Origin of the sequence: Saccharopolyspora sp. 6M, from assembly GCF_020176775.1 — a bacterium.
Classification (GTDB): domain Bacteria; phylum Actinomycetota; class Actinomycetes; order Mycobacteriales; family Pseudonocardiaceae; genus Saccharopolyspora_C; species Saccharopolyspora_C gregorii.
In genome coordinates this window covers 1-5091 of record NZ_JAIUJZ010000121.1, presented here as the reverse complement: position 1 = coordinate 5091, position 5091 = coordinate 1, and the positions used below count along the sequence as shown (strand labels likewise).

Below are 5091 nucleotides of genomic sequence, written 5' to 3'. Positions count from 1 at the left end.
CTCCACCCCACCTGCGTCGACCGGACGGAGCTCAGTCTCACCAGCACCCGCCCGGGAATTCCCCAGTCCTGGAAGGGCGAACGGCCACCGTCCGCCCGGAGGGCGTCACCAGCTGGACGCGGAGAGCACCTCGGCGTAGTCGCGCTCGCGGGAGGCCTGCCGCAGGTCGGCCTCGACCATCATCGTCATCAGCTCGGTGAAGTCGACGCTCGGTTCCCAGTCCAGTTCCCGGCGCGCCCGCCCGGAATCGGCGCACAGCGTCTCGACCTCGGCGGGGCGCACCAGCGTCGGATCGATCTCGACGTGGTCCTCCCAGTGCAGTCCCGCCGCGTCGAACGCGATGCGCACCGCGTCCCGCACCGAGTGCATCCGACCGGTACCGACCACGTAGTCGGAGGGCTCGTCCTGCTGGAGCATCAGGTGCATCGCGCGCACGTAGTCCCCGGCGAAACCCCAGTCCCGCACCGCGTCCAGGTTGCCGAGGTAGAGCTTGTCCTGCAGGCCGAGTTTGATCTGCGCGACGGCCAGCGAGATCTTGCGGGTGACGAATTCCGCGCCGCGGCGCGGGGATTCGTGGTTGAACAGGATGCCGGACACGCCCCACACGCCGTAGGACTCGCGGTAGTTCTGCGTGATGTAGTGCCCATAGGTCTTGGCGACGCCGTACGGGCTGCGCGGGTGGAAGGTGGTGCGCTCGCTCTGCGGCGTCTCGGCGACCTTGCCGAACATCTCGGAGGACGACGCCTGGTAGAACCGGATGCGTTCCCCGCCGGAACCGCCGGAACCGTGCAGGCCGCTGACGATGCGGATCGCCTCCAGCATCCGCAGCACGCCCATCCCGTTCACCTCGGTGACGAGTTCCGCCTGCTGCCAGGACATCGGCACGAACGAGATGGCGCCCAGGTTGTAGACCTCGTGCGGTTGCACCAGGTCCACCGCCGAGACCAGACTGCCCTGGTCCATCAGATCACCGTCCACGAAGGACAGATCGGTGGCCAGCCTGCTCAGCCGGGACTTGCGCGGGTTCGCCTGCCCCCGGATCAGGCCCCACACCTGGTACCCCTGCGCGAGCAGGTGCTCGGCCAGGTAGGAACCGTCCTGCCCGGTGATCCCGGTGATCAGCGCTCGCCTGGACATGTGCTTCCCCTTCCACCACCTGATGCCGACAGCGCCCGTGCCGACCGCGTGGGCGGCACGGGAACGCGCGCGGTGGCGCACCGGGCACCGGCAGAGGTCGGATCGGCGCCTGCCGGGAGCCCCCGGATCGGGCCGGATCCGACGCTGGCAGCCGATCGTCGGCGGTGTCAAAGGAAAGCGGCACACCCTAGGGATTCGCCGAGTTCTCGGTCGTGGCGCGGAATCCGGACTAGGGGTTCTCCGCACCGCGCGGTGCTGTACTGGCCGCGCGGGCGCCGCCCGCCGCGGAGGTCCAGCGCTCGGAGGAGGAGCCGTGACCGATCTCGACCCCGGCAAGTGGCTGCGCCGCTACCACCCCGCACCGGCCGCACCGGTCCGGCTGGCGTGCTTCCCGCACGCGGGCGGCTCGGCCAGCTTCTACCGGCCGGTCTCGGCCGCCCACTCCCCCGGCGCCGACGTCGTCGTGCTGCAGTACCCGGGCAGGCAGGACCGGCACCGCGAACCGCTGCTCGGCGGCATCGACGAGTACGCGGAGGCGATCACGGCGGTGCTGGCGGCGGAACCGGAGCTGCCGACGGTGTTCTTCGGGCACAGCATGGGCGCGCTGCTCGGCTTCGAGGTGGCGCACCGGCTGGAGCGCGGCGCGGGCCGGCCGCCGCGGTCGCTGGTCGTCTCGGGGCGCCGCGCCCCGGGCACGGTGCGGGACGAGCGGGTGCACCTGCTCGACGACGAGGGCCTGCTGGCGGACGTGCGCGCGTTGAACGGGGCGGAGTCGGCGCTGGACGACGAGGACGTGGTGCGCATGTCGCTGCCCGCGATCCGCAACGACTACCGCGCGGTGGAGACCTACCCGCCGCGGCCGGACCGGGTGGTGTCCTGCCCGATCTCGGTGCTCATCGGCGACGACGACCCGAAGTCCACGGTAGACGAATCGTTGCGCTGGAAGGAGCACACCTCCGGCGCGTTCCGGCTGCGCGGCTTCCGCGGCGGCCACTTCTACCTCGTCGAGCACGCAGCCCAGGTCAACGCAGAACTCGCAGCGGAACTCACCCTGCGAATCCCACCAGGCGAGTGACCCGCCCGACGTGCCCGGACGAACCCGCCACTCGCCGGACCGCAGATCCACGCTCTCACCCGCGTCCACGCCGTTGTCCTGTCAGCGGCGAAGCCGCTGAGCGGCGACCACCTGAGGCACCGGCACCGCCGCGGGTTCTCAGCGGGATTCTCGCGAGGACGGCGTCGTCGCCCGTGGCGGAGCCACCGGTGAGAACGATCCCGCAGCGAGAATCCCGCTGAGGTTCCGCCACCCGCGCAAGAGGACCAGGAGGAATCAGGCCGGGTCCAGGGAGTCGGCCAGGTCGGCCAGTCCTGCTCTGCCGGTGACGCCGAGCTTGCGGTAGACCTTGGTGAGGTGCTTCTCGACGGCCCGGGAGCTCACCCCCAGCTCGGTGGCCACCTGCTGGTTGCCGAGCCCGCCCGCCACCAGCCGCGCGATGCGCAGTTCGGCGCGGGTCAGTTCCGCCTGCGCCCCACCGCCTTCGGCCGCGATCTCCTCGGCGGCGCGCAGCCGCGGGACCCCGCAGGCGGCGGCGAGCTCGTCGCCCTCGTTCAACCGGGCGGCGGCCTCCGCCCGGTCGGAGCACAGCAGCCTGCGCCCCAGCATCAGGTGCGCCTTGGCGAGTTCCACCGTGCCGGCCGGACCGCGGCCGTCGAGCGCTTCGACGGCCCGGCGCAGCAGCTCCACGCCCGGCTCCCCCTCGGTGATCGCGCCCCACACGCGCAGCGCGCGACCGACCCCGCTGGGCGCGCCCCAGGCCACCGCCCGCCGGTACTCCTCGGCGATCAGCTCGGCGGCCGGGCCGGGCCGCTGCACGCGGTGGTACAGCAGCGCCGCCCAGCCGCGCCACGGCAGCAGGCACGGGTTGGACCAGCCGAGCCGGTCCCGCTCCCGCCCGCACTCCAGCAGGTGTTCGAGCCCGCCGACGGTGTCGCGCACGCTGACGGCGAGCGCGGCGTCGCGCAGCTCCCGCACCCACGGCTGCACCGCGTGGTCCCACTCGTGGTGGCGCCCCAGCGCCCGCGCCGCGGAACCGGTGTCGGCCGAGTCGAGCACGGCGACGGACAGCACCTCGAAGCACCGCTCCACCACCGGGATCAGCCCCGGGTCGCAACGGCGCAGCGCGCTCTCCGCCAGCGCCACCGCCTCCGGGTAGCGGCAGGAGCGGACCACGGTGAACGCCCGTTCGGCGTCGACGATGAGGCGTTCCGCGGCGCGGTCGCCGCGCGCGCCGAGCGCCGCGGTCACCTCCGCCAGCCACTGCTCCGCGGCCCGCACCTCGTCGCAGGCCGCGAGGGTCCGCGCCGCCAGCGCCACCGCGCCGAACGCGGCGCCCGGCCCGTGCTCCCCGGCGACGGCCCGCTTCGCCCACGGCAGCACCGATTCGGCGTCGCCGCCGGTGAGCGTCGCCGAGTACAGCAGCACCGAGATCCGCTCCGGGTCGACGTGCTCGCCGGGGACGAGGGAGTCGAACAGCTCGCGGGTGTCGGCGCACCAGGCGGGATCGCCGAGCCGGGCGAGGCGGATGCGGGTGTCGATGGCCCGCAGCACGGCCGGATCCAGCTCCTCCCGCGCGCGGAAGTCCTCCAGTTCGGCGAGCAGCGACAGCGGTGCCACCGCCAGCAGCATCGGCGGCACGTCGGCACCGTCCTCGGCTCGCCGCCGGTCCGAGTCGAACTTGGGCAGCGCCTGCGACAGGTGCCGCATCGAGGCGACCGGTGCCCCGGAGCGCTCCGCCTCGGCGAGGTCGGCGAGCAGCACGGACCGCTCGGTGCCCGCGGTGGGGCAGGCCAGCAGCGCGCGGCGCAGGCAGCGGATGGCGGTGGCCACGTCGCCGCGGTCCAGGGCCCGCCGGCCCGCGGCGTGCAGCACCCCGGTGGTCCACTCGCCCTGGGTCGCGTCCGAGGCCAGCAGGTGTTCGGCGACCGCTTCGGCGGGCCGGTCGGCCCGCTGCAGCAGCCGCGCCGCTCTGCGGTGCCACTCGGCGAGTTCCGGTGGTTCCAGGGTGTTCTCCACGACCTCGCGGATCACCGGGTGCGCGAAGCGGGGCCGCGCCGGTTCGACGAGGACGCCGAGCGCGGCGAGGGCGGCGAGCGCCGCGGCGCACTCGGCGGGGGCCAGCCCGGCCAGGTCGGCGAGCTGGTCCGGCTCGGCACCGTCGAGCAGCGCCACCGCTCGGGCGGCGGCCAGCACCGGTTCCGGCTGCGGGCGCAGCACCGCGCCGGCCCGCTCGGCCACCACGGAGGGCCGCAACGACCACACGGCGTCCACATCGGACTCCTGCGGGCGCCTGCCGCTGTCGCGCAGGCCGTGCGCGATCGCGTTGAGCAGGAACGGCCTGCCGTGCGACGCCCGGTGGCAGGCGGCGGTGAACCGCTCGTCGCCGGGCACGCCGAACACGTCCCGCACCACGGCGGCCACCCCGCCGGGGCTCAGCGGCCGGAGTTCACCGCGCCGCGCGGCGCGGCCCAGCAACCGCTGGAATGTCTCCGGATCGGCGGCCTGCTCCCCGTCCCGGTGCGCGACGACCACCAGCACCGCGGAATCCGCGACGGCGGCGCACAACCGGTCCAGCCAGCGCAGCGATTCCACGTCCGCGCGCTGCAGGTCGTCCACCACCAGCAGCACCGGGTCGGGCGAGGCGAGCAGCCCGCCGCGCATCGTGCCGAAGTCCGGCCCGGTCTCGGAATCGGTGGCGCAGCAGGAGAACTGGCTCAGCACGCCGAACGGGATGTCGCGCTCCGCGGTGGTCGCCAGCGCCCGCAGCACCCGGGCGCCCCGGTCCCGGGCGGGGGGGCCCCCCCCGGCCCCCCCCCCCCCGCGGCCGCGGCCGTTCGTCCCCGGCGCACGCCGCCGGGTCCCCCCGCCCAAACGCCGCACGGACACCGCGCGGGGTG

At 74.5% G+C, this 5091-nt stretch carries 3 protein-coding genes; 1 reads left to right on the top strand and 2 read right to left on the bottom strand.

The genetic code is table 11. The features are described from left to right. Nucleotides 1–105: 105 nt before the first annotated feature. Nucleotides 106–1137, bottom strand: coding sequence for a GDP-mannose 4,6-dehydratase (locus LCD31_RS17140; protein ID WP_224959386.1), 1032 nt, complete (start codon nt 1135–1137; stop codon nt 106–108). Between the two features lie 313 nt (nt 1138–1450). Here LCD31_RS17140 and LCD31_RS17135 point away from each other — a divergent pair, with 313 nt between their 5' ends. Then, entirely contained in the window at nt 1451–2212 is a 762-nt protein-coding gene (locus LCD31_RS17135; RefSeq protein WP_224959385.1) for a thioesterase II family protein, read from the top strand. Between the two features lie 255 nt (nt 2213–2467). Here the strand turns inward: LCD31_RS17135 and LCD31_RS17130 are convergent, their stop codons facing one another. Further along, nucleotides 2468–4963 (bottom strand): LuxR C-terminal-related transcriptional regulator, encoded by a 2496-nt coding sequence (locus LCD31_RS17130; protein WP_224959384.1) that lies wholly within the window; start codon nt 4961–4963, stop codon nt 2468–2470. Nucleotides 4964–5091: the final 128 nt, after the last annotated feature.